The sequence below is a fragment of the Marivita cryptomonadis genome, assembly GCF_002115725.1.
GTDB classification, from domain to species: Bacteria; Pseudomonadota; Alphaproteobacteria; order Rhodobacterales; family Rhodobacteraceae; genus Marivita; species Marivita cryptomonadis.
The window spans coordinates 179507-203065 of sequence record NZ_JFKD01000003.1; the positions used below are offsets into that span (position 1 = coordinate 179507).

The 23559-nt window shown below is 58.7% G+C and carries 27 protein-coding genes; 6 read left to right on the top strand and 21 right to left on the bottom strand.

Translation table 11 applies throughout. The features are described from left to right. The first annotated feature begins 68 nt into the window (after window positions 1-68). On the top strand, window positions 69-434 hold the full coding sequence (locus MCRY_RS04670; protein ID WP_085628316.1) for a CZB domain-containing protein: 366 nt from the start codon (window positions 69-71) through the stop codon (window positions 432-434). Window positions 435-567: 133 nt separating this feature from the next. Here MCRY_RS04670 and MCRY_RS04675 read toward each other — a convergent pair whose 3' ends face one another. The 7 genes from MCRY_RS04675 to MCRY_RS04705 all read right to left on the bottom strand — a co-directional run bounded on the left by MCRY_RS04675 (window position 568) and on the right by MCRY_RS04705 (window position 6919). Then, a complete protein-coding gene (locus MCRY_RS04675; RefSeq protein ID WP_085628317.1) occupies window positions 568-1692 on the bottom strand; it encodes an SPFH domain-containing protein in 1125 nt (374 codons plus the stop codon). 17 nt (window positions 1693-1709) lie between these two features. Next, window positions 1710-2609, bottom strand: coding sequence for a DUF2927 domain-containing protein (locus MCRY_RS04680; protein WP_085628484.1), 900 nt, complete (start codon window positions 2607-2609; stop codon window positions 1710-1712). Between the two features lie 76 nt (window positions 2610-2685). Then, the gene (locus MCRY_RS04685) at window positions 2686-3885 is read right to left on the bottom strand and encodes a toxic anion resistance protein (protein ID WP_085628318.1); all 1200 of its coding nucleotides are present in this window, start codon (window positions 3883-3885) and stop codon (window positions 2686-2688) included. A gap of 30 nt (window positions 3886-3915) precedes the next feature. Continuing rightward, entirely contained in the window at window positions 3916-4818 is a 903-nt protein-coding gene (locus MCRY_RS04690) for a 5-bromo-4-chloroindolyl phosphate hydrolysis family protein (RefSeq protein ID WP_085628319.1), read from the bottom strand. A 171-nt stretch (window positions 4819-4989) separates the two neighbouring features. Further along, window positions 4990-5844, bottom strand: a complete 855-nt coding sequence (locus MCRY_RS04695) for a hypothetical protein (RefSeq protein ID WP_085628320.1) — start codon at window positions 5842-5844, stop codon at window positions 4990-4992. After that, window positions 5844-6041 (bottom strand): hypothetical protein, encoded by a 198-nt coding sequence (locus tag MCRY_RS04700; RefSeq protein ID WP_085628321.1) that lies wholly within the window; start codon window positions 6039-6041, stop codon window positions 5844-5846. Before MCRY_RS04700 ends, MCRY_RS04695 begins: the two co-directional genes overlap by 1 nt. A gap of 53 nt (window positions 6042-6094) precedes the next feature. Further along, a complete protein-coding gene (locus MCRY_RS04705; protein WP_085628322.1) occupies window positions 6095-6919 on the bottom strand; it encodes a pseudouridine synthase in 825 nt (274 codons plus the stop codon). A gap of 63 nt (window positions 6920-6982) precedes the next feature. Here MCRY_RS04705 and MCRY_RS04710 point away from each other — a divergent pair, with 63 nt between their 5' ends. Both MCRY_RS04710 and MCRY_RS04715 read left to right on the top strand, forming a co-directional pair. Then, window positions 6983-7444: a nucleoside deaminase gene (locus MCRY_RS04710; RefSeq protein WP_085628323.1), complete on the top strand. Its 462-nt coding sequence runs from the start codon at window positions 6983-6985 to the stop codon at window positions 7442-7444. Continuing rightward, window positions 7441-7986 carry a pseudouridine synthase gene (locus MCRY_RS04715; RefSeq protein ID WP_085628324.1) on the top strand — a complete coding sequence of 182 codons (546 nt, stop codon included), beginning with the start codon at window positions 7441-7443 and terminating at the stop codon, window positions 7984-7986. The genes MCRY_RS04710 and MCRY_RS04715 overlap by 4 nt, the downstream gene beginning before the upstream one ends. A gap of 13 nt (window positions 7987-7999) precedes the next feature. On the opposite strand, the gene MCRY_RS04720 is transcribed toward MCRY_RS04715, so the two are convergent. The 5 genes from MCRY_RS04720 to clpS all read right to left on the bottom strand — a co-directional run bounded on the left by MCRY_RS04720 (window position 8000) and on the right by clpS (window position 11790). Next, window positions 8000-8461 carry an SRPBCC family protein gene (locus MCRY_RS04720; protein ID WP_085628325.1) on the bottom strand — a complete coding sequence of 154 codons (462 nt, stop codon included), beginning with the start codon at window positions 8459-8461 and terminating at the stop codon, window positions 8000-8002. A gap of 133 nt (window positions 8462-8594) precedes the next feature. After that, a complete protein-coding gene (hemF, locus tag MCRY_RS04725; protein ID WP_085628326.1) occupies window positions 8595-9488 on the bottom strand; it encodes an oxygen-dependent coproporphyrinogen oxidase in 894 nt (297 codons plus the stop codon). 88 nt (window positions 9489-9576) lie between these two features. Then, window positions 9577-10380 carry an SDR family NAD(P)-dependent oxidoreductase gene (locus MCRY_RS04730; protein ID WP_085628327.1) on the bottom strand — a complete coding sequence of 268 codons (804 nt, stop codon included), beginning with the start codon at window positions 10378-10380 and terminating at the stop codon, window positions 9577-9579. 12 nt (window positions 10381-10392) lie between these two features. Then, window positions 10393-11406, bottom strand: a complete 1014-nt coding sequence (locus MCRY_RS04735) for a class I SAM-dependent methyltransferase (protein ID WP_085628328.1) — start codon at window positions 11404-11406, stop codon at window positions 10393-10395. Window positions 11407-11430: 24 nt separating this feature from the next. After that, window positions 11431-11790, bottom strand: coding sequence for an ATP-dependent Clp protease adapter ClpS (gene clpS, locus MCRY_RS04740; RefSeq protein WP_085628329.1), 360 nt, complete (start codon window positions 11788-11790; stop codon window positions 11431-11433). Between the two features lie 85 nt (window positions 11791-11875). Here clpS and MCRY_RS04745 point away from each other — a divergent pair, with 85 nt between their 5' ends. Both MCRY_RS04745 and MCRY_RS04750 read left to right on the top strand, forming a co-directional pair. Next, window positions 11876-12574 carry an HAD family hydrolase gene (locus MCRY_RS04745; protein ID WP_085628330.1) on the top strand — a complete coding sequence of 233 codons (699 nt, stop codon included), beginning with the start codon at window positions 11876-11878 and terminating at the stop codon, window positions 12572-12574. A 205-nt stretch (window positions 12575-12779) separates the two neighbouring features. Then, on the top strand, window positions 12780-14330 hold the full coding sequence (locus MCRY_RS04750; RefSeq protein ID WP_420890821.1) for a D-alanyl-D-alanine carboxypeptidase family protein: 1551 nt from the start codon (window positions 12780-12782) through the stop codon (window positions 14328-14330). 11 nt (window positions 14331-14341) lie between these two features. Here MCRY_RS04750 and ccoS read toward each other — a convergent pair whose 3' ends face one another. The 5 genes from ccoS to MCRY_RS04775 all read right to left on the bottom strand — a co-directional run bounded on the left by ccoS (window position 14342) and on the right by MCRY_RS04775 (window position 19576). Next, window positions 14342-14500: a cbb3-type cytochrome oxidase assembly protein CcoS gene (ccoS, locus tag MCRY_RS04755; RefSeq protein ID WP_085628331.1), complete on the bottom strand. Its 159-nt coding sequence runs from the start codon at window positions 14498-14500 to the stop codon at window positions 14342-14344. Between the two features lie 13 nt (window positions 14501-14513). After that, the gene (locus MCRY_RS04760; protein WP_085628332.1) at window positions 14514-16700 is read right to left on the bottom strand and encodes a heavy metal translocating P-type ATPase; all 2187 of its coding nucleotides are present in this window, start codon (window positions 16698-16700) and stop codon (window positions 14514-14516) included. Between the two features lie 3 nt (window positions 16701-16703). After that, window positions 16704-17165: a FixH family protein gene (locus MCRY_RS04765; protein WP_085628333.1), complete on the bottom strand. Its 462-nt coding sequence runs from the start codon at window positions 17163-17165 to the stop codon at window positions 16704-16706. Beyond that, window positions 17165-18601 carry a cytochrome c oxidase accessory protein CcoG gene (ccoG, locus tag MCRY_RS04770; protein WP_085628486.1) on the bottom strand — a complete coding sequence of 479 codons (1437 nt, stop codon included), beginning with the start codon at window positions 18599-18601 and terminating at the stop codon, window positions 17165-17167. The genes MCRY_RS04765 and ccoG overlap by 1 nt, the downstream gene beginning before the upstream one ends. Before the next feature lie 96 nt (window positions 18602-18697). Further along, the gene (locus MCRY_RS04775; protein ID WP_085628334.1) at window positions 18698-19576 is read right to left on the bottom strand and encodes a LysR family transcriptional regulator; all 879 of its coding nucleotides are present in this window, start codon (window positions 19574-19576) and stop codon (window positions 18698-18700) included. A 98-nt stretch (window positions 19577-19674) separates the two neighbouring features. Between MCRY_RS04775 and MCRY_RS22815 the strand changes: the two genes are divergently transcribed. After that, entirely contained in the window at window positions 19675-19815 is a 141-nt protein-coding gene (locus tag MCRY_RS22815) for a hypothetical protein (RefSeq protein WP_171046124.1), read from the top strand. A 193-nt stretch (window positions 19816-20008) separates the two neighbouring features. Here MCRY_RS22815 and ccoP read toward each other — a convergent pair whose 3' ends face one another. From ccoP to ccoN, 4 genes are read right to left on the bottom strand one after another with little or no spacing between them, the layout of a single operon-like run. Further along, window positions 20009-20878 (bottom strand): cytochrome-c oxidase, cbb3-type subunit III, encoded by an 870-nt coding sequence (gene ccoP, locus MCRY_RS04780; protein ID WP_085628335.1) that lies wholly within the window; start codon window positions 20876-20878, stop codon window positions 20009-20011. Continuing rightward, window positions 20875-21060: a cbb3-type cytochrome c oxidase subunit 3 gene (locus MCRY_RS04785; protein WP_085628336.1), complete on the bottom strand. Its 186-nt coding sequence runs from the start codon at window positions 21058-21060 to the stop codon at window positions 20875-20877. The genes ccoP and MCRY_RS04785 overlap by 4 nt, the downstream gene beginning before the upstream one ends. 10 nt (window positions 21061-21070) lie before the next feature. After that, complete coding sequence (gene ccoO, locus MCRY_RS04790; protein WP_085628337.1) at window positions 21071-21799, bottom strand: cytochrome-c oxidase, cbb3-type subunit II; 729 nt, start codon at window positions 21797-21799, stop codon at window positions 21071-21073. A gap of 13 nt (window positions 21800-21812) precedes the next feature. Then, window positions 21813-23423 carry a cytochrome-c oxidase, cbb3-type subunit I gene (ccoN, locus tag MCRY_RS04795; protein ID WP_085628338.1) on the bottom strand — a complete coding sequence of 537 codons (1611 nt, stop codon included), beginning with the start codon at window positions 23421-23423 and terminating at the stop codon, window positions 21813-21815. Window positions 23424-23559: the final 136 nt, after the last annotated feature.

Consider the following 23559-nt stretch of genomic DNA (forward strand, 5'->3'; position numbering starts at 1 on the left):
TCTCAGTGTCTAAATATGCGGCGATAAAGGTCGTTCACGCAAAGGACATTGGATGAAAAGGATACATCATGGCCCCTACAGACCTTTATACGCAATTGAACGAAGCTATCGGAGCTCATGGCGCTTGGAAGCTCCGGCTGCGGATGGCGGCCCAGAAAGGCACCAGTTCTGAGATGATCGAAACCGCCGGGGATTGCCATGTCTGCGATTTCGGTCGCTGGTTGGACAGCTTGCCCAGCCACGTGCGAGCGCAACCCGAGGCGCGCCAGACCATCGACCTGCATGCTGCGTTCCACACATGCGCTGGCCGCGTTGCCAAGATCGCGGCTCAAGGCCAAAAGGACACGGCTTTGGCAATGCTGGACCACGAGTTCAACGACGCCTCGAATGCGCTGAAAAACGCTGTGGTCAAATGGAAGCTGGCTGCAAATTGATGCGGCATGGTCGGCTGACTGAATCATGCCGATCTTTCGACAAGGCGAGACCTGCTTTGGTCCATTCCAAAACAGGTTTGCGCAACGTCGATCCGACCGAACAGACCGCATAAAGGTGCACTCCCCATAGGTTTTAAGCGCCCGGCGGGGGTGGTGGTAGGACAGTGAACAGCTGCGCCAGTTCCATCACGTCTTCGGCCTTTTTCCAACCGTCCTGCCCAGCCGTCCAGACATAGCTTTCCCTCGTCAGGCCGCCTTGGCTGGCCATGCGGCCCAAAGCGGCCTTGGAGAAGGGCCCCTTTGTTTCGCCGTTCTCGGCCACGTGCCAGACATGTTCGACCGGCGGCGGGGGCGGCATCTGGCGCGCCGGGGGAACGGCTGCGCTTTGCACCTGCGTCGGGCCTCCCCACGGACCGGCCTGCGCTGCTGCGTGTCCGATTTGCATTCCAAGACCAGCACCCAGACCCGCCTGAATAGCGGCGGCGCCGGCTCCGTCTTTGCCCAAAGCTTCGGCCGCCTGAAACTGCATGTATTGGTTCAGATTGCCAATGACCCCCATCGATGACCGCTTGTCCAGAACCTCTTCGACAGCCGGAGGAAGCGAGATGTTCTCGATATAGAGTTCGGGCAGCTCAAGACCGTATTCCGCCAGCATGGGCGCGATTTCCTTGCCCAGAAGTTTGCCCAATTCGCGCGTGTTGGCGGCCATATCAAGAACCGGAATGCCCGCGCGAGCGATGGTGCGCGAAAACTCCTGCACGATGATGTTTCGGATCTGGTAGCTGATCTCGTCCATGGTAAATTCGCCGTCCGTGCCGACGATTTCGATCAGGAACTTCGCCGGATCGATCACACGCACGGAATAGGTGCCGAACGCGCGCAGGCGCACAGGGCCAAATTCGGGATCGCGGCAGATGATCGGGTTCTTGGTGCCCCATTTGAGATCTTGGAACCGTGTGGTGTTCACATAGTAAATCTCGGATTTGAACGGCGAGCGGAAGCCATGATCCCAGTGTTGCAACGAGGTCAGAATGGGCATGTTGTTGGTTTCAAGCATATAGAGACCGGGTGTGAACACATCGGCCAATTGGCCTTCATGAACGAACACCGCCGCCTGCCCTTCACGCACGGTCAGCTTGGCCCCGTACTTGATCTCGTGGCCCTCGCGCTCGAACCGCCAGACCATCGTATCGCGGGTGTCATCCGTCCAATGGATGACGTCGATGAATTGGCCACTCAGGAAATCAAAAATCGGCATAGGGGCTCTCCGTTCAGTCAGCTTGGTCCACCGTCGACAAGCTCTTGGGCGAGGCTTTGCACGATGGGGCGTGCCTCGTCCGCGGTCATGCCGGGGGTCAGGCGAGGGTCATAAAGGATTTTCAAAAGAAGTTCGTCATGGTTTGTGAGCAGCGCGAATTCCTCGTCGTCGTTGAAAATCGACGGCCGGGCATTGGGGTCATCATTGGCAAGGCCAAGCCCCTGCGCGAGCTCTTCATGGATGCAGGCCTGCCGGGTGAGGTCGGGGTGTTCCGTCCTCACCAAAGCAATCGCCTGACGATAGGCGCTGCTTGCGTTACTGTCGGCGAAGGCCACGACAAGACAATGGATGGCACGCGGCAGGTTCAGAAAGATCGCTCGGCTCGAGGCTTCCATACCTGGCGCGATGCTGTCCAGCGTAGCACGCAATTGGTCTTTGTCGTCTTGGCCCATGACCAGAACATGAAAGTTGGGCTGCGACGAAACAAGCGAAATGGGGTGACCTGACACGCGTGAAAGCCGACGTGTATAGCTTGACAGGATATCGCGGTCCTTGGCCTGATTTGCCGCTGACAGGCTGTCACCGAAGGTTACACCGACGCGCACCGGGACCGTCCATTTCTTGATATCGCCCAAATCTCCGCTGGACGGCTGCAATCCTGCACCCCGCGTGTATTCCTCGGCCAGTGCGATGCGTTCGAAATTCCGCGCCAGCATCTGATCGGTGAAGGGTGTGTCGACGCCACCCCCGTCAGTCCGGAGCAGACCCTGTGCCAGCAGGTCTTCCTGCACCCGCGCATAATACCGGCGCAGCTCGATCGCTTGTGCCGATGGAGTGGCAGTCTTGGCCGGGACCTCGGATTGCGGGCGCTCGGGGCGGGCCTGCGGCTTGGTATCCGCAGGCACGGCATCCGTCATGAAGGCATCGCAAGCAGACAAGGCCGCAAGCGCGGCGCAGGACCACAGAATATGAGACCAGCGCCGCTGCACGATCTTACTGGTCCGGCATAGATGCAGCTGTGGTGTCGCCAATACCGTCCCGGCGCGCTTTGGCAGAGGCGAGCGTATCGCGCAGGTCGGCTTCCATCTTTTTGAGCTCGGCTTCGGCAGCGGCGCGCTTGGCCTTGCCTTCGTCCGCGATCTGCAGGCTCTCTTGAATCGTGCCGATCAAATCAGCATTGGCCTGTTTGACCGCATCGATATCGAAAACGCCGCGTTCCATTTCCTCGCGGATCAGCTTGTTGCTCTCGCGCAGGTTCTTGGCGTTGGATGTCAAAAGCTCGTTGGTAAGATCATTGGCATCGCGCACCGCTGCCGCCGCTTCAGCTGAACGCTGGATGGTGACTGCCTGCGCCAACTGAGTTTCCCAAAGAGGCACGGTGTTGACCAGCGTGGAGTTGATCTTGGTGACCAGCGACTTGTCGTTTTCCTGCACCAGACGGATCGACGGCAGCGATTGCATCGTCACCTGCCGCGTCAGTTTCAGGTCGTGCACCCGCCGTTCCAGATCGTCACGGGCGGCCCGCAAATCCCGCAGTTCCTGCGCCTTCATCACCTGATCGTTTTCCGGTGCGGCCTGAACCTCGGCCTCTTTGGCCGGGATGTCGGTGCTGTCGATCGACTGCAGCTTTTCTTCACCAGCGGCGATGTAAAGCGCCAGTTCGTCGTAGAATTGCAGGGTCTTGTCATAGAGCAGATCAAGCGACTTGATGTCCTTGAGCAGCGTGTGTTCGTGCTTGAGAAGATCATCGGTGATCTTGTCGATCTGACCCTGCACTTTTTCGAATTTCGCGGTGAATTTCGCAAACGGTGCAGCACGGCCTAGCAGTTTTTCCCACCAGCTACGTTCGCGGCGCACATCCAGTTCCGACACCGAGAAACCGCGGATCGTGCTGACGATGCCCCGCAAACTGTCACCGGCAGGACCCACGTCCTTATTCCGCACATCGGCCAGCATCGCTTGCGAGATTTCCTGCAATTCCGCCTGCGCGTTGGACCCGAAAGACACGATGGACTGGGTATCTGTCATGTCGATTTCGGCCATGCGCGACCGGATTTCCTCGGTGAGGGCGGGATCTGCTTGCGCCAGAGGCACAATGGCGTCCGCGGCTTTGGGTTCCGGCAGGATCACAGCATTCACTTCTTCGACCAGAGCAAGCGTATCTTGGGCTTTGGCGCGGGTTGTTTCAGACATCGAGATTTCCTCTACAAAACATTTTCTACTCTATTTCATGTCCCGATCAATTCGGACACCTTCACGCTGCAAACGGTCGCGCAAAACGTCGATTTCGACCGTGAGATCGGAGCGATCGTCCAGCAACATCTTACGTGTGCGTGCTGAAAAATTTTGTTCCAGATCGTCCAACAGGGATTCGTAATCTTTGCGCGCCTGCGCGTCCTGCGTCCGGGCGTAGACGTCTGCGAACTTGATCGTCGCGTCGCGGGCGCCGATCAGATACACGCTCAGGTATTTGCGCGCGGATGTGAGGTCTCTGGGGTCGTCCTCCACCGTGCGAAATAGGTCTTTTGCGGTGGCCTGAAACCGTTCGACACGTGCGATCATGGCTCGGTCACCAGACCGGGTAATGGCATCGCGCATGGCGGCCAGATGGGTTTCGGCCTCATCGACGGCCCGGGCCACGCGATCCTGCTGGAAGGTGTCGATCCCTTCCATCCCCTTGTCCCTCAAAGGGTCAATGCCGAATGCACCCAAATGCAGCGCGGCTGCGGCCGCTCCGAAGATAATCGGGGCCACCAGGCCCGGTTCATTGGCAAATGCTGCGACGCCGACACCTACACCAGCCAGAAGCGCGGCCGCGATCTTGCGCGGGAATGCCGGTCGGCGCGAAACCTTGCGCGAGTTATAGGCAGCCTCGGCTGTCAGACCGCCCCGCAAAAGCCAGGCTCCAAGCAGGAGGGCACCCGCCCCTACAAGCCCAAGCCCCATACCGATAGCGCCCTCGTTGATCGACGTGGCGGCAAGAACGATGGGCGGTACGAAAAGAACGTTGGAGCGCGCTCCAACCGGATCAACGGTTGCGCCTTTGTATGCACCGGACGGCGAAACTTTTTCGGATTGAGAGGCTGCTTCGTTCGGGCTGTATTTGCCGCCATAGCGCTGAGCCATGTCAGAGTCCCCCCAGCCAACCGCTGGTCACTCCGAACAGGAGCACGATCAGAAGGACATAGCTGACTTTCTGCAGGCCGGCACCGGACATGAGACCCCCTTTCCCAAGTGTTGAAAGAAACTTAGGGGATGTGCCAATGGCTTACTAGGGGGAAGTCGGCGCAGTTCCGCTCATGCGGCGCGGTAGCGATTCATGCGATTGAACAAGAGGTCGGTCTGAAGTTCGAAATTGTCACGACCCTGTCCGATCCCACGCTGGCGGGCGCGGGTTTCAAACGTATCGACCAGCGCCTGAATCTTGATCAGGAACTTGCGGCGTTGAAAGGGGGTCACTTTTCCGTCAGGCGCGTCAGACAAAGCGACCACTTCGTTCTGAAGCTTATCGAGCAGCTTGGTCACCGAGGGTGCGATGCGCTGCAGGGTTGGCGTTGAAACATCAATCGTGCCCAAAAGCCCCATAATCGTGTTCACGAAAACGCGGGTGCGTTCATAAAGATCGTCGTCTTGTAACGGCACAAGGGCCTGAAGAAGAGCGTCGCAGCGGTCTTCGAACTCTTGATAGATACCGGTATTGATGATCCGCAGTTTCGTCGCCGGATTGTCCATTCCCTTGTCGCGCATCGGGTCGAGACCGAACGAAATCAGGCACAGGATAAAGGTCGACAACGCGATCACGAGCGGAACGGCCGGGACCATGATCTTGGTGGTTGCCAAAAGTCCTACCACCAAAGCCACAATGGTGCTGCCGATGAGTTTGAAAGGGATCTGCGGACGCGCGGCAACTTCGGCCATGTCATAGGCGATATGCGCTTTCTGCCCAACAGATAGGCACATTAGCCCGACACCGAACAGAGAAATGATCAGGATCGCCGATGCAAACCCCGCAACGGTTCCATCAAGCAACCACAGAATCAGAGGACAGGTCGCAAGTACCATGAACCCGACCGGCACATCTTCGGCCGGAGCGACCTTGCCCAAGGCTGCGCTGCGTTGGTTGTCGAACAGGCGCATCGACCGAAGTTCCATCACAACAACCCCAATGCAAAAATGGTTAACCAGAGGATGCAGAAGGCAACCCAAGATGCCATTGCACCTTCGCTACGAATGCGTTGCATCGCGCCACGGAGCGCTTTGGATGTATCATCTGCAACCGTCCCGAGGTTCGACAGAACCAGAAGGACCGAGGTCACAAGCACGGCGGAGGTGATGAATGTAATCAACATGACGCCTGTGTCGCCAGAAAACCGGGCGGAAAATAGGCGTCAAAAGGGTAAGATCAGGGAGTCTTTCTGGGCTTGGTTGGGCGAGGTTTTCTGCGCACCAAACCAGGCTTTCCTTTCAAAGACTTAACTGCGTTCTCGGGATCAGGAGATTCCAGTCCCAATTGGTCGCGGACGACCTTACGGCGCAGTTCCTCGACCTCTCCGGGTTTCAACTGCCCAAGTTGAAACGGGCCATAGGAGATACGGATCAAGCGATTCACCGTCAAACCGATATCCGCCAGGGCACGGCGAATTTCGCGATTCTTGCCTTCACGCAGACCGATGGTCAGCCAGGCGTTCGCGCCCTGCTGCCGATCCAGTGTCACCGCCATCGGCTGAAACCGCTCTCCGTCGATGACCATGCCCTTGCGCAGCGGCTCGAGGCTTTCGTCCTTGGGTTGCCCCTTGACCCGCACGCGGTATTTGCGCAGCCATCCGGTCGAGGGCAGTTCCAGCTTGCGCTTAATCCCGCCATCATTGGTCAGCAGCAGCAAACCCTCGGAATTGAGGTCGAGCCGTCCAACGCTCATGACACGGGGCATCTCCTCTGGCAGCTTGTCGAAGATTGTTGGCCGCCCCTGTTCATCCTTGGTCGTCGTCACCAGCCCAACGGGCTTGTGATACAGCCATAGGCGCGGCTCATCCGGTGTCCCGACTACCTTGCCGTTGACCACCACCTTGTCAGACGCGGTGACATTGAGGGCCGGGCTTGAGATGGTTTTGCCATTTACGGACACGCGCCCCTGCAGGATCAATTGCTCGGCTTCGCGACGGCTGGCAAGACCAGCGCGGGCAATGACTTTGGCGATGCGATCACCGGGGGGCGGGTTCTGTGTCATAACCAGCGGCTTAGTCCAATTCAGCCCCTTGGGAAAGCCGATTGCGCGGTCTATTACGGGGGCATGGTGTTCCGTTCGAATATGTCGCTGGCGCTGGAGCAAGCCCGCGAAGCCGCCGCCCGAGGCGAAGTGCCAGTTGGTGCCGTTGTCGTGGCAGCCGATGGAACCGTTGTCTCTATGGCGGGCAATAGGACAAGAGAGTTGAATGACCCCACAGCCCATGCAGAGCTTCTTGCGATCCGCGATGCGTGTGCCCTGCTGGGTGTTGAACGGCTGACAGATCACGATCTCTATGTGACATTGGAGCCCTGCCCGATGTGCGCGGGTGCGATCGTAAACGCCCGCATCCGGCGGCTTTATTATGGGGCGCAGGACAGCAAGTCAGGCGGCGTTGCACATGGCGCGCGGGTGTTCTCGCATCCGCAATGTCATCATGTGCCCGAGGTCTATGACGGTGTGAGCGCGTCGGAGGCCGAACAATTGCTAGTCGATTTTTTTGCCGCCAAACGGGGGACAGGTTCGTGACCCGTATCATTCTGTTCAACAAGCCCTTCGATGTTCTATCGCAGTTCACCGACAAAGGCACCGAAGGCACGACGCGACGCACCTTGTCCGAATTTATTGACGTGCCCGGCGTCTATCCTGCGGGGCGACTGGACCGGGACAGCGAAGGGCTTATGGTGCTGACCAACAACGGGAAATTGCAGGCCAAGATCAGCAATCCCAAGTTCCGGTCGCCCAAGAGCTATCTTGCGCAGGTCGAAGGCCATCCAACTGACGATCAGCTTGAGCAGTTGCGTAAAGGCGTGGTCCTGAAGGATGGCCCGACCCGACCCGCGCAGGTCGAACAGATCATGCCGCCGGCTCTGTGGGACCGTGATCCTCCGGTTCGTTATCGCAAGACGGTGCCTGACGCGTGGCTGCGCCTGACGATCACCGAAGGCCGCAACCGGCAAGTGCGCCGGATGACGGCTCATGTCGACCTGCCCTGCCTACGGCTGGTCAGGTGGTCCGTCGGTGAATGGTCGCTGGACGGGATCGCTCCGGGAACGTGGCGGGACGCTTAGGCCCAGACATCGTTCACGCAGCTCTACGCGGGCGGCGTCCTTCACATTCGGACTTCAGATCGGCCAAACCCTGCTCCAGCGCTTTTCGAATTGTGCGCTTTGCATGGCCCGTCAGAAGCGTTGCGTATGCCCCTCGAAACGATTCCGCAGTTTCGACCCGGGTGTTTGCCCCCTCGGCGGTCAAGCGCCAGATGTGTCGTGCCGAAACCACCGTCGTCTTACCCGTCCAGCCGATAAAGCTTGGCGCGTCCAATGCCTGCACGGTGCTTCGGATGGTCATGCCTCCAGCGCGCCATTCGAATCTGGTGCCGACCGTCACGCACCCGACCGCGCCGACCCACTCGACGTCCCTGTTCCAGTCCGGCCAAGTTTCGGGATCCGAAATCCGCGCCCAGACCGCCTCACGCGAGGCGGAAATAAGAATAGAGGCCCGTGCCTGAGCACGAGCAGAAATATCAATGTCGAAAAGAGACATGGCTGGCGTCCAACCTATCGGGACGCCGGCGGCTTGGCGCGCCGGACCATCCGGCAGCGCGGCGACCGGCCACTAGCAGATGCGTATGCCTCTATGCAGGATCAAGCCCGCAGCGCAGAGGCAGAAAAATAAATCAGACCCACTTGGCCAAAGGCGGCAGGCTCATCAGCACGGCATTGGCGTCATGCCCGGTTTCAAGCCCGAACTTCGTGCCTCTGTCGTAGACAAGGTTGTATTCAGCATAAAGCCCGCGATGGACCAATTGCGTGTCCTTGTCGGCGTCCGACCAGTCCTGCACACGGCGTTTTTCGACCAATGGCACATAGGCGGGCAGAAACGCGCGTCCGATATCCTGTGTCAGGCTGAAATCGGTTTCCCAATCACCTGTGTTGTGGTCATCCATGAAAATACCACCGACACCCCGCGCCCGACCCCGGTGCGGAACATAGAAATACTCGTCAGCCCATTCCTTAAGGCGCGGGTAATAGGCCTCTCCATGCGGGTCGAGATGCTTTTTCTGGGTGTCGTGGAAATGCTGGGTATCCTCGGCGTATTCGATGCAGGGATTGAGATCAGACCCGCCGCCGAACCACCACGCATGCGGTGTCCAGAACATCCGCGTGTTCATGTGCACCGCCGGAGCGTGCGGGTTTTGCATATGCGCCACGAGGCTGATGCCCGACGCCCAGAAGCGCGGATCGTCTTTCATACCGGGAATGCCCTTGCGTGCCGCCATCGCGTGCTGCGCCCGTTCACCCAGCGTGCCATAGACGGACGAGACATTGACGCCGATCTTTTCGAACACCCGACCGCCCCGCATCACGCTCATCAAACCGCCGCCCGCATCTGAGCCGTCGTCGGAATGGCGTTTGGTTTCGGTCACTTCAAAGCGTCCCGGAGCGGCATCGCTTAACGGTCCGGTGTTTTGGCTGTCCTCCAGCCCTTCGAACGCGGCAACGATCTGATCGCGCAATTCGCGAAACCACGCAGAGGCGCGCGCTTTTTCGGTGTCAAAGTTTTCCGTCATGTCACTGTCCTATATTTCTGACGGGACAGTACAATGCATCACGAGAATCACAAGCCACTCCAAGGGCTTGGGTCTGCGGCGAAAACGGTCAGTGTGCAGGGGCGCTGACCGGGTCGATCAAGGTTCGGCCGCCGTCGATGGTCATGATTTGCCCGGTGATGAATCCCGAGCTTTCCGAAGCTAGGAACTGCACCGCCTGTGCCAGTTCCGCAGGGCTTGCGATCCGGCCAAGGGGCGTGTTGCTTTCGATCTCTTTTCGGTAATCATCATGTTCCTTGAGCGCTTGCGCAAGGCTGGCCGACATCACCGACCCCAGAGCGACCGAATTCACACGAATCCGGTGTTCTGCCAGGCACACCGCCAGTGATCGGGTCAGTTGGTCAAGGGCCGCCATCGAAACCGAGAAGCCAAGCAGTTCAGGCTGTGTTCGCCGCGCCGCGATAGATGACAGATTTACGATGGCCCCGGCCTGACCGTCTTCTTTGTCGGCGGCCTGCTTGATCATGCGTTTGGCCACCATCTGCGACAGGCGAAACGTATTGGTCACGTTCTGCAACATCAGCGCTTCAAGCGAGGCATCATCAAGCTCGAGCGGATCGGACGGCAGGACCTGCCGACTGCCATTCACGAGAATATCGACGCGGTCGAATGCGTCGATTGTCGCGGATAGCAGGTTGGCCAGTGTCAGACGCTCACGGAGATCGCCTGCGAAGTAACGGATGTTGCCGTCTTCTTCTACGATCTCGCCACATTCATGCGACAGGCGTGCCTCATCCATGTCGGCAAACATGACATTTGCCCCCTGATCGACGAAATGCCGCGCAATCGCGAGACCAACACCATTTGCGGCGCCGGTGACAATGGCTGTCTTGCCTTCGATGGAAAATGACATTCTGAGGCTCCCTCAACGCCGTTTCGCGCGGCCGGGTTTTTCCGAAGTTCTTGGATGATCTGCCTGAAGTATCTTGAACCGGTTGTTGCCGTCCAGTTCCGCGACCTGCTGAAAACACTCCGAGAGCGTGGTTTCATAAGGTAGGTGTCGGTTGGCCACCAGAATGAGCGAGCCTTTCGGACGCAGCAAACGTGCGGCGGACCGGATGAAAGCTTGTCCCAACTGCGTATCGGGCGTGCGGCTGGTGTGGAAGGGGGGATTCATCACAACCCAATCCAGAGCACCCGCTTTGCCCCACGTGGTCGCGTCGGCCCAATGAAAGCTGACCCGATCATCATGGACGTTCTTCTCGGCACAGGTCAGCGCACGCCTGTCCGCCTCGACCAGATCGACATGGATTACACCGGGCAGATCAAGAAGGTGACGGGTCAAGTAGCCCCAGCCTCCACCAAGGTCTGCGCCATGACCTTTGAGCGCCTTTGGCAGCGCTTCGACAAGTGCCCGGGATCCGTCGTCAGGCCCATCCGCAGAGAAAACACCGGGTTGCGTGGTCCACCCCGACGCGATTGGTGCAGGGTCCGGCAAGGCGCACTCCTGAAATGCGCTGCGTGCTGTGAACCAGAATATCTTGCCATGCGCTTTGGACATCTGGCCTTCGATTGTGACCTTGCTCTTGGCGAATTTCAGCATTGCGTCGATGCCGTCGGTCTTGGCACCATCCACGATCACAAGGCCCTGACCGGCAATCGCTTCGGCCTGTGACAACAAACCCCGCGCAAGTTCTCGGCTGCGCGGCAACGTGACATGGACGATATCGGCAGGGCCGTGCGCAACGGTGGTCACAACGTGCCCCATTGCCTCGAACTGATCGAAGGCCGGTTTGAAATTTTGCTGAACAGAGATGTCGTACGCAGCAAGGCTGGACAAATCAGCGTCAACCGCCGGTTCCAGCAAAACAATGCGTGCACCCTCGGACAGGGTTAGCGCGCCTGTTTCAAGCGCGTGGTCTAATCGAGCTGATGTCATGGGAGATCCGGAACTGAGGCCCGGTTATTCCTTTTCCATGGTGCATTGCAGCGGATGCTGATGACGACGCGCAAAGTCCATCACCTGCCCCACCTTGGTTTCCGCGATTTCGTGGCTGAATACACCGACAACCGCGACGCCCTTTTTGTGGACGGTCAACATGATCTCAAACGCCTGCGCATGGGTCATGCCAAAGAACCGCTCCAGCACATGCACGACAAATTCCATCGGGGTGTAGTCGTCGTTCAGCAACATCACCTTGTAAAGCGGCGGACGTTTCGTCTTGGCACGCGTCTCGACGACGACCCCAGTATCGTTGTCATCATTAGACGGTGGCCCGGCCAATGGGCGGGACGACGTGATTTTGGCCGACAGGTGTCTCATGCTTGGGTCTGGACCTCGGGTTCCATATCCTTGATGGCTCTATATAACCTGTCCTGACTTCGAGAAAAGAGGCGCGTGCCCCGCTATGATGCGAAAGCTGCAAACAATCGGGTTCGATGCCGACGATACGCTTTGGCATAACGAGCGGTTTTTCAAACTCACTCAAGAGCGGTTCGAAGAGTTACTGTCTGATTACACGGACAAATCTTTACTGCATGACCGTTTGATTCAGGCCGAGCGGCGCAATATCGGCCACTATGGGTTCGGTGTGAAAGGCTTTGTGCTGTCGATGATCGAAACTGCAATCGATGTGACAGAAGGCGCAGTTCCCGGTCATGTGATCCGCAATATCCTGGATGCCGGGCAAGATATGCTAGCCCATCCCATCGAATTGCTGCCTCATGTTCAGACGACGGTCGAGACACTCGCGCAAAGCCACCGGCTGGTTTTGATTACCAAAGGCGACCTGCTGCATCAGGAACGCAAGCTCGCTCAATCCGGCCTGGGCGAGCTCTTTGATGATGTGGCGATCGTGTCCGAAAAATCAGTCGAGACTTATCAAACCGTTTTCGGACGTCATTCCGGAGGCGTTGCAGCTGCAATGATGGTCGGCAACTCGATGAAGTCAGACGTGGTGCCCGCCGTTACGGCCGGAAGTTGGGGTGTGTTCGTCCCTCATGACCTTGAATGGGATCTCGAAAAAGCCGAACCGCCAAAGAATCCACGCTTCCTAGAAATTGCTGATCTGGGTGATTTGCCATCGCTGGTGGCAGATATCGGCTGATCGCGTTCGCCACATTCTTGCCACAATGGCTGCCCTAGTTGGCAGATTGAATCCTCCCCCAACATCTTGGGGTCGGGCAGGTTATGATCGAGAAAAAGATATAAAAATAAGGACTTTATCGGTCTCCGCGCCTGTGCTACGTTTTCTGTAATAATAATGCTGACCGGAAAAATTCGGCAGCTTGAGGCAGAGAAGGCGGAAAATCGTGACGGGACGGCGTAGAAAGCCGGGCCGAATTGGCCTGTACGTGATCACTGCAATCTGGTTGGCCATATTGGTGCCAATGAGCGCCATGGCAGCACCCTATGCTGCGATGGTGATGGATTCCCGAAACGGTGAGGTTATCCATTCGGACAACGCAGACACACGGCTTCACCCAGCCTCTTTGACCAAGATGATGACGCTCTACGTGGTTTTCGAAGCTGTTCAGAACGGCGAGATCAGCATGGACACCAAAGTCCGCATCTCTCAGAAAGCCGCGGCAGAACCCCCGTCAAAGCTTGGCTTGCGCGCAGGATCCACGATCCAATTGCGCTATCTTGTGCGGGCCGCTGCAATCAAGTCGGCCAATGACGCGGCAACAGCGCTGGCCGAAGCGATTTCCGGTTCCGAAGCGGCTTTTGCTCGGCGTATGAACCGGACCGCCAAAGCGATTGGCATGACCCGGACTACCTTTAAGAACGCGCATGGTCTCACCGAATCCGGGCATCTTTCAACCGCGCGGGACATGACGATTCTTGGGCGGCATGTGCTGTACGACTACCCACAGTACTACAACCTTTTCTCGCGCCGCAGCACGGATGCGGGGATCAAGACCGTCGCCCATACAAATCGGCGCTTTCTGGACAGCTATGCAGGGGCCGACGGGATCAAGACCGGCTACACGCGCGCGGCCGGCTTCAACCTAACCGCATCCGCTGAACGCGGTGGCGAACGGATCATCGTGACCGTGTTCGGCGGCAACTCAACCGCGTCGCGCAATGCGCAGGTGGCCAAGCTGATGGACCTTGGATTCAAAAAGGCCCCTAGCCGCATGGCGCTGCGTACACCACGCAAACCGCCGTACCTTGGCCCGGACACATCGGCTACAACCGAAACTGTGATCGCACGCAGCCAAACACCGTCAACAAACACACGGGCGAAATCCATTCGCGTGGTCGCCGCCGCCGTGAAGACAAGCCTGCGCCCAACCGCACGACCGGTGGCGGAACCGATCCTGCCGGATGCGCTGGTGGCTGAATTGAAACAGGACATTCAATCGGTTCTCGAGGACGTCCAGACAGCAGAAGTGCAAGACGTGGCAGCCACTTCAGCACAGATTGCCTTAGCCACACCGGTATCAGAGGCCACGGTAGACGCGGCCTTGTCCAGCGAGCAAGCCGCACCCAGCGCTTCGGTCAAACCGGTTGTCCGGCCAAGAACACTGGTTCTCGCATCAGCCACGGCACGACAGGCTGCTCCAGCAGCCCCCGCGCCCAAGCGCGAGGCTGAAGTCGTCACGCGCATCTCGACCTCTGGCGGGCGGCATTGGGGTATCAATGTCGGGCGCTTCTCCAGCCGTCATGCTGCCGAAAAGGCGCTTCTGAAAACCGCGCTTGCCGAAATGGCCACTCTCGATGGTTCCCTTCGCAAGATCGTGAACGGATCGCGCGGCTTTGATGCCAACTTCATGGGCCTGACCCGCGATTCAGCAGACCTCGCATGCCGCAGGCTTCAGGCGCGGCAGGTCACGTGCTTTATGATCGGGCCAAGCTGACCCACAAAGGATCAGCTTTTGGGGCGGTCGTCGTAGTCGTCTGACAGGATACGCTGTGCAGCCCCTTCCGGGTCTTCGTATTGTCGCGACCTGACCGTGAACACAAAAGCCACCAGCCCGATCCCGCCTAGGATCAGCGATACAGGAATCAGATAGGTCAGGACGTTCATCGAAGGCTCCGGTTCATTTGAGGCGCAGGGCGTTCAGCGACACCGTAATCGAAGAGCTGGACATCGCCAAGGCGGCGATCAACGGCGAACACAGACCTGCCACCGCCAATGGCACAGCGATGATGTTGTACCACGTCGCAATGGTGAAATTCTGACGAATGCGCTTGATGGCCACGCGTGACGTGGACAGCGCATCGGCAATCGGCTCTAGCGACTTGCCCAGCAGCACCACATCTGACGCCACACGTGCCGCATCCAATGCGCTGGCCGGCGAGATCGAGGCATGTGCGCCAGCCAAGGCAGCCGTATCGTTCAGCCCGTCCCCTACCATCAGTACGTGTTTGCCACTGTCGGTCAGCTGCGCGATCCGCGCCGCCTTGTCCTGTGGAAGCGCCTCAGCAACCCATTTGCTGATGCCGATCCGGTGCGCAAATGCTTCCACAGCAGGCGTGGTGTCGCCCGACATCAGGATGACCTCAAACCCGTCTTCCATCAGCTGTGCCACCAAGGCTTCCGCCCCATCGCGGATCTGGTCTGCAAAGCGGAACGGATCGGCCACAGTGTCTCCGACGCGCAACCAAGCACAGGTCTCGGTGCTGTCGCCGCCACCAACCCAACTGCCGCGGCCAAGGCGTACCGTCTCGCCCATCCATGTACCTTCGGTGCCGTGACCCGGACGCTCAGTGATATTCGTGACCTTCGCCGGAGCGATCCCTACGTCACGGATGGCCTCGGCCAGAGATTGCGACAACGGATGTGATGACCCGTCCGCCAAGGCGAGAGTAATGCCAAGATCGCGGCGCGAGTGATCGCCAAGGTTAACGACCTCGGGTGTGCCAGCGGTCAGTGTACCGGTCTTGTCGAACACCACCGTGTCCACCTGTGCCATCCGCTCCAACGCGGTTGCATCCTTGATCAGCAATCCCTTGCGGAACAGACGCCCGGACGCCGCCGTAGTCACCGCGGGAACCGCCAGCCCAAGTGCACACGGGCAGGTGATGATCAGAACCGCCGCCGCGATGTTAAGCGCGGTGCGCAGATCAAAGGTATAGAAATACCAGCCAAGGAATGCCAAAGCCGACAGGATATGGACGCCCGGCGCATAAAGCTTGGCCGCTTTGTCTGCCAGCGAGGTGTAGCGCGACCGACCGGATTCAGCGATGGCGACCAGATCAGCCATGCGGTGCAATGACGTGTCCCGTCCAACTGCATTGGCCCGGATGGTCAGTGGGCCGGTCAGGTTTACCTCACCTGCGCTCACCGTTGCACCGGGACCCGCATAAATCGGACGTGTCTCTCCTGTCAGCAGCGACCGATCCAGCTCTGATTGGCCCTCGACGATTTCACCATCCACAGGCATCCGACCACCGGGACGCACCCGGATCAGGTCGCCAACAACCAGTGCAGACATGGCGATTTGTTCTTCGCCTGAATCTGTCACGCGCCAAACACGCGGCACTTCCAGCGCGGCGAGCTCTTCGGCAGCAGATCGGGCAGCAGAGCGCGTGCGGTGGTCCAGATACCGCCCCGCCAGCAAGAAAAACGTCAAGGTGATCGCCGCATCGAAATAGGCGTGTTCGCCAGACAACGACGTTTCCCAAAGCGATGTCGCAACCGCCAAACCGATGGCCAGCGAGATCGGCACATCCATGTTAAGCCGCCCTGCCCTAAGTGCGGTCCACGCATGCTTGAAGAACGGTTGTGCTGAAAACGCGATGGTGGGCAAGGCGATGGCTGCGGAGATCCAGTGGAACATGTCCCGTGTCGGGCCATCGGCCCCCGACCACACAGCGACCGACAGCAGCATGATGTTCATTGCCGCAAAGCCCGACACCGCCAGGCGCATCAGCAGATCGCGACCTGCCTTATCCGTATCGGTGGCCCGCAGCGCCGTCGTATCCAGCTCGTGGGCCTCGTAACCGGCACGCTCCAACACGCTGATCAGGTCGTCTGCCGTAACGTCCGATTCCGCTTCGATCTGCGCCCGCTTAAGCGTGAGGTTTACCCGTGCACCTTTGACACCCTCGGTCGCGCCAAGGATCCGCTCCACGCCGGAAATACAGGCGGCGCAGTGGATCGATGGCAAAGACAGGACGATATTGACGTCTTGGGGAACGGCCGCTTCGGCCAAAGCCTCGGCCGCAGGTGCGGCGGAACAGGCGGGACAGGCCGACGTCGGTGGGCGCATCGCGAGGGTCATGGATCAGCTTTCGACGTGCAGGACAACGCGCTGTTCAAAGGCAACGCCGTCCAGCGATGTGGCTTTCATGCGGATGTTCCAGTTGCCCGGGGCCAGTGTTTCACGCGCCACATACGCCCGACCGTCAAAAGCGAAATCCGGTGTACGGTCGTCCTGAACATGGGTTGCCCGGCCAAGAACAGCATCGAGCGTTCCAGCCTGCACAGGCTTACCCTCGCCGTCCTTGATGCTCAGGATCAGCAGACCGCCCTTGGCTTCGGCATACACCTCCCAGCCCAGAGATTGCTGCTGTGCACGACGCGCATCAAAGCTCTGCGAGGCGACATACGAGTTCTTCACCTCAAGCCCCGGAAAGGTTTTCACCGCAGAATAGGCGAGCACCAGATTGACCGAGATGATGACCGCAAAACAGCCGCCGAAAATGGCCAACGCATGCCAGCCGGTGAGTTTGAATTCCTTGGTCATCAGTTGCTTCTCCCATTGAAGATCGTGTCGGTGTAGGCGCGGTCGCCATTGGTCAGGTCTTCGACCCAGAACCGGATGTCACTGCGTTCGTCTTCGGCCGGGTCTGATCCCGGTGCAGCGACGACATAAACCCGTTGCAGGAAAGTTTCGTTGGCGGGGACATCGACAGTTTCGTACGGCGTGCCCTCAAGCTGAACCCGCAAGGCCGGGTGCCCGGTCACAGAGACCCGGAAAGGCCGGTCTTCGCCGTGTTTGTTCAACAGACGCACATCATAGGTGTTGCGGATTGAACCATCCGACAGGGTCACAAATGTCGGATTGCGGACCGGTGCCACGGTCATGTCGATCTCTGGCCGGATAAACAGCGCAAAAACCAGACCGATGCCCACCAGTGCCCAGAGTGTGGTGTACATCATCGTGCGGACGCGGAAGATGTGGAACCATGCGGTGCGCGGCTTTTCCCCGGCCCGTTCTCGCGGCTCATCCGACAGCGCCAGATAGTCGATCAGACCACGTGGTTTGCCGATCTTTTCCATGATGTCATCGCACGCGTCGATGCACAGGCCACAGGTGATACACTCCATCTGTTGCCCATCGCGAATGTCGATGCCCATCGGGCAGACGTTCACACAGGCCATACAATCGATGCAGTCGCCAAGTTGCTCGGCCCCATCGCCCTTGCGATGCTTGCCGCGCGGCTCTCCACGCCATTCGCGGTAGCCGATGGTCAGCGTGTCTTCGTCCATCATGGCCGCCTGAATACGGGGCCACGGGCAGGCATAGATGCAGATCTGTTCACGGGCGAAGCCACCAAAGAAGAACGTGGTCGCGGTCAGGATCAGCATGGTCGTATAGGCCACCGGATGCGCCTGACCTGTCACCAGATCGCGCAGCAGCGTTGGCGCGTCAGCAAAGTAGAACACCCACGCCCCGCCAGTGGCGAGGCCGATAAAGAACCACGACACCCATTTGGTCAGACGCAGGCGGGCCTTGCGGAAATCCATTTTTTCCTGCCGGTGCAAGCGCAGACGCGCGTTGCGGTCGCCTTCGATCCAGCGTTCGACAAGGATGAAGAGGTCCGTCCACACGGTTTGCGGGCAGGCATAGCCACACCAGACCCGGCCCAGCGCCGAGGTGAACAGGAACAGGCCAAGCCCTGCCATAATGAGCAGGCCTGCGACGAAGTAAAATTCGTGCGGCCAAATTTCGATCCAGAAGAAAAAGAAACGCCGGTTGGCAAGGTCGATTAGGACCGCCTGATCCGGCAATTGCGGGCCACGGTCCCACCTGATCCACGGAGTGACATAATAAATGCCCAGCGTGACGATCATGATGATCCATTTGAAGCTGCGGAAACTGCCATTCACACGCTTGGGGAAAATCGGTTCCCGTGGGGCGTAAAGGTTCGGCGGCGTTTGGTTTTCTGCTTGAGGCACGAGCGAATTGGCTCCCAAAGACGGATTGGCTTGATCGTCTTTTCTCAGGGGCAGCGGCGCCAGACTTTGACTTGCATCAAATACTGTATCTTTAATTCAGGTTTTTACCGCTTCCCTTCGGATCCAGCGCAAAAACGCCTTGAGCGGGGCACGCTGCACACCAGGCCGCGTGACAAGATTGTACCCGGCATCCAGTCGATCTTCGAAAACGGCTATGAGGCGCTCTGCGGCAAGGTCTTCTGCGACGGCGATTCGCGTGGACACTGCAACCCCCTGCCCGTTTCGCGCCCCATCGAGCATGAGGTTTCCCGGAACATGGGTCCGCGACAGCACTTTCGCATCGGCAAGCCCGTGCTGGGTCAGCCAAGCCGAAGATTCCGTCGTGCCCAATTCTTCAAGCCACGGGTAGTCGATCAGGTCACGCGGCTCGGATGGCGCTGGTCCTTTGAACAATGACGGCGCTCCGATGACCACAAGCGATGAGTCGATCAAACGTTCGCACTCAAGCCCGGCCCAACCACCCGAGCCATAGCGGATCGCAACGTCGATGCCGCCGGGGGATGGGTCTGTCAGAACCGGGCTTGGCGTGACGATCATGTCGATGCCCGGGTGCTCCATCTGGAAACTGCCAAGGCGCGGCATCAACCACGCGCTGGCAAAGGTCGGCGTGCACCCCACGTTGAGCGGCCTATGCGCATCGGCATTTGTCAGCGCTTCAACCCCGGCGGAAATTCTGGTGAAGCCGTCCTCCAAGGCGCGGGCAAGGTCGCGCCCGCCGTCAGTCAGCTCCAACGCCCGGCTTGAACGGTCGAACAGGGGAGTTCCAAGATGGGTCTCAAGACTGCGCAGTTGCTGGGAAATGGCGGCGTGACTGACATTCAGCGCAGCCCCGGCATCGGTCACCGATCCGGTTTGGACAAAAGCGCAAAACGCCCGCAGGGCGGAAAGCGATGGCAGCCGGGACCAATCAACCATGTAATCTCACCTTACACGTTGGATTTATCCCTGAGTCGCATTTGCTGCACCAAAACGCAAGTATGAGCGCAGGAACACAGAGATCACAGGAGACCGACATGTTCACCACATTTGCAAAAACGTTCTTCCGGGCAAGCGGCGTATCCCCGAGCCGCTACCAGCCATTGATGCCCAAATCATGGTATCGTGAAGACCTGCGCGCGCAGGACGGACCGAAGCGGTGGGAGGACTGGCGGTGATTGATCCGGTTGTGTATCAGCCGCCGCGCATCTGGCACGGGCAGGCAAACAAAAACCGCGCCGGGCGGTGGCCGTGGCGCGGTGGCAGGTGATAATCAGCCTCTCAAAATAAAAGCGCCGGTGCCTCGAAACGCGCGAACAGAAAGAGGAACCGGCGCTTTCCCATCTGGCCCGAAGGCCAGATGGTATGGGGTTATTCGACCGGGGCTTCGCCGCCGCCGAGACCATGCACATAGCTGGCCACAGCGCGGATTTCGGCCTCTGTCAGACGCTCTGTCCAAGGCGGCATCACGCCAAAGCGCGAATAGGTCACTGTCTCGGTCAGGGTCGCGTAGTCGCCACCATAGAGCCAGATCGCATCCGTCAGGTTCGGTGCACCCTGCCAACGGTCGCCTGTGCCGTCGTCCATGTGGCACGCCGCGCAATTGTCGAGGTACACGGTCTCACCGGCAGCCACCATTGAGGCGTCTTGCGGCTCACCTGAGAGCGACATCACGTAGTTGACCACTTGGCTGATCTCGTCTTCGGCCAGCATTTCGCCGAAAGCCGGCATCTGTGACCAACGGGCATCAGGGTCTTCTTCGTTGCGGATACCATGCGCGATGGTTGCATGGATCGCCTCGATATCCCCACCCCAGAGCCAGTCGTCGTCCAGCAGGTTCGGATAGCCCTTGGCACCAGCCGCACCAGAGCCGTGGCACTGGGCGCACCATGTGCGGAACACCGCAGCACCTGCGTTCTGGGCATACTGGTTCAGATCTGCATCCTGTGCGATCTCGGTCAGTTCGACAGAGGCCAGCTGCGCGTTGATCCCAGAATTGGCCTCTTCGAACCGTGCGATATCTTCGGCCACCTCGGCGCGGGTCGAGAACCCGAGAAGCCCAGGGGTGGCAGACTTGATACCGGGCCATGCCGGGTACGCGATCGAATACAGCACGCCCCACACGATACAGGCGTAGAAGGTCCACAGCCACCAGCGCGGCAGAGGTTTGTTATATTCCTTGATCCCGTCCCACTCGTGACCGGTGGTTTCATAATCAAGATCGTCGTCTTTCTTACTCATGGCCTCGCCTCCTTGGATGCGGCGGGTTTGTCTTCATTGCGAAACGGGATGTTGGCTGTGTCGCGATGTGTCTTGTTGCTGCCGGGGCGTACGGCCCAAAAGATGACCCCGACAAAGAACAGGAACAGGACGAGCAGCATCCAGCTGTCAGCGAAGGCTCGAAGGAAAGAATAGGTTTCCATAGTTTCCTCCTTAGCGGCTTGCGTCTGGGGTGAATGTCGAGAAGTCGACCATTGTGCCCAGCACTTGCAGATAGGCGATCAAAGCATCTGCTTCTGACACGCCCGGTTGACCGTCAAAGTTGCGCACATTCACGCTTTCGCCATACCGCTCAAGCAGACCGTCGAAGTCGCTGTCCGGATCAGCTTGCGCACGGAAGTCTGCACGCGCTGCTTCGATCATCTCCGAGGTGTATGGCACACCGACAAATGCGTTGGTCGCCATGACGTCACCGATATGTTCGCCTTCCAGAAGTGTCGCTTCGAGGAAGCCATATTTCGGCATCACCGATTCCGGCACGACAGACTGCGGATCGCGCAGGTGATCGACATGCCAATCGTCCGAGTAGCGGCCACCGACGCGGGCAAGGTCCGGTCCGGTCCGCTTGGACCCCCATTGGAACGGGTGGTCATACATCGACTCTGCCGCCAGTGAGTAGTGGCCGTAGCGTTCAACCTCGTCGCGCATCGGACGGATCATCTGGCTGTGGCAGACATAGCAACCTTCGCGCAGATAGACGTCCCGTCCCGCCAGTTCGAGAGGGGTGTAGGGACGCATCCCATCCACTTCTTCGATGGTGTTTTCGAGATAGAAGAGCGGCACAATCTGCACCAATCCCCCGATGGTCACGACAAGGAAGCTGAGGACCAGCAACAGTGTCGCGTTGGTTTCGATGACCTTGTGCTTGTCAAGAATACCCATTGTCCAAGCCTCCTTATTCGGCCGCGACAGCTGCTGAGCTGGCCACGGCATCTTTTGCCGGGCTGCGCTTAACAGTCATCCACAGGTTGTAGCACATGATCAGCGCACCAGCGAGGTACATGACCCCACCCAGAGCACGCACCACGTACATTGGGAACTTCGCGCTTACGGTGTCGGCAAAGCTGTTCACAAGGAACCCGTTCGCATCGACTTCGCGCCACATCAGGCCTTCCATGATCCCCGTGACCCACATCGAGGCCGCGTAGAGAATGATACCGATTGTGGCGAGCCAGAAGTGCCAGCTGACCATGCTAAGGCTGTAAAGCCGCTGACGGTTCCAGAGCTTGGGCACGAGGAAGTACAGAGCACCAAAAGTAATCATGCCATTCCAGCCAAGCGCGCCGGAGTGCACGTGACCAATGGTCCAGTCGGTGTAGTGCGACAGCGAGTTCACTGCGCGGATCGACATCATCGGCCCTTCGAAGGTCGACATGCCGTAGAAGCCAAGCGAGATCACCATCATCCGGATCACCGGGTCGGTGCGCAGCTTGTCCCATGCGCCAGACAGCGTCATCAGACCGTTGATCATGCCGCCCCAGCTGGGCATCCACAGTACGATCGAGAACACCATGCCAAGGGTCGACGCCCAATCCGGCAGGGCGGTGTAGTGCAAGTGGTGCGGTCCCGCCCAGATATACAGGAAGATCAGTGCCCAGAAGTGGATGATCGACAGTTTGTAGCTGAAGACCGGGCGTTCCGCCTGCTTAGGAACGAAGTAGTACATCATGCCGAGGAAGCCCGCGGTCAGGAAAAAGCCCACCGCGTTGTGGCCATACCACCACTGAACCATCGCATCCTGCACACCCGCGAAAACCTGCACGGATTTCGATCCGAAGACCGAGACAGGGATGCTCAGGTTGTTGAACACATGAAGCATCGCAACAGTGACAATAAAGGACAGGAAGAACCAGTTGGCCACATAGATATGCGGCTCTTTACGCTTGATGATCGTGCCGAGGAAAACCGCCAGATACGCCAGCCAGACAATGGTCAGCCAAAGGTCAATATACCATTCAGGTTCCGCGTATTCCTTGGACTGAGTTGCGCCCAGCAGATACCCCGTCGCCGCCAGAACGATAAACAGGTTATAGCCCCAGAACACGAACCAAGCCGTGTTCCCGCCCCAAAGACGCGCGGCGCTGGTCCGTTGCACCACGTAGAACGATGTCGCGATCAAGGCGTTGCCGCCAAACGCGAAAATCACCGCAGATGTGTGCAGCGGGCGCAGACGTCCAAAGTTCGCATAGCCTTGCGCCCAATCAAAGTTCAGCGCCGGAAACGCGAGCTGAAACGCGATAAAGGTTCCCGCAAGGAACCCGACCACACCCCAGAACGCCGTTGCGACTACGCCGTAGCGGATCACACCGTCCATGTAGCTTGTTTCGAGAACGGCCGCCGGCACCGGTTCATCGGTGTTCCGCAACGTCCATAGGAAGAGCCCGGCAGATACCGCCATGATAAGAATGGCGTGAACCTGGTAGGCTAAATCGCGCGCATAGCTTGCAGCAATCATCGCAAAGAGCGTGATCAAACCAAGCGCGATCAGCTTGATATAGTTCAACATTTTTTGTCCCTTCGTCGTACCTGCACGATTCGGCTGCCGCGCAGGCGGTTTTCAGACTGGGCCCTTAATGCGAAACTTGGCGAAACCTATCCTTGATCTGCATCAATAGAATTGCGGGACTTGTTTGATGGGTGTC